Source organism: Synechococcus sp. CCY 9618 (assembly GCF_019038415.1).
Taxonomy (GTDB): Bacteria; Cyanobacteriota; Cyanobacteriia; order PCC-6307; family Cyanobiaceae; genus Cyanobium.
The window spans coordinates 1-284 of the sequence record NZ_JAFKRG010000071.1; the positions used below are offsets into that span (position 1 = coordinate 1).

Below are 284 nucleotides of genomic sequence, written 5' to 3' on the forward strand. Positions count from 1 at the left end.
TGCTGACCCGAGGCCGTGAGAATGACCGCAGTACACCCAGCTCCTCCAGTCGGGCTTCGAGGGTGGCAGCCCTCATGGCATTGCCATTGTCGGCGTGCAGGATCAGCGGCTGGCGGCGGCACTTGCTGATCCGCTCCCGCAGACAGGCCCGGCTGACAAGGTCAGCGGCGATCTGGGAGTCTTCTCGCTCAGCCACATCCCAGGCCACCACCTTTCGGCTCCAGACGTCGATCACCAGATAGAGGTAGAGCCATACGCCACGCACGCTGGTGGGCAGATAGGTG

At 64.1% G+C, this 284-nt stretch carries 1 protein-coding gene; it reads right to left on the reverse strand.

Features of this window, described 5'->3' with window-relative positions; all coding sequences use genetic code 11:
* A partial coding sequence (locus KUG41_RS15190) for a DDE-type integrase/transposase/recombinase (protein WP_216905047.1) occupies positions 1-284 on the reverse strand: 284 nt, incomplete at both ends.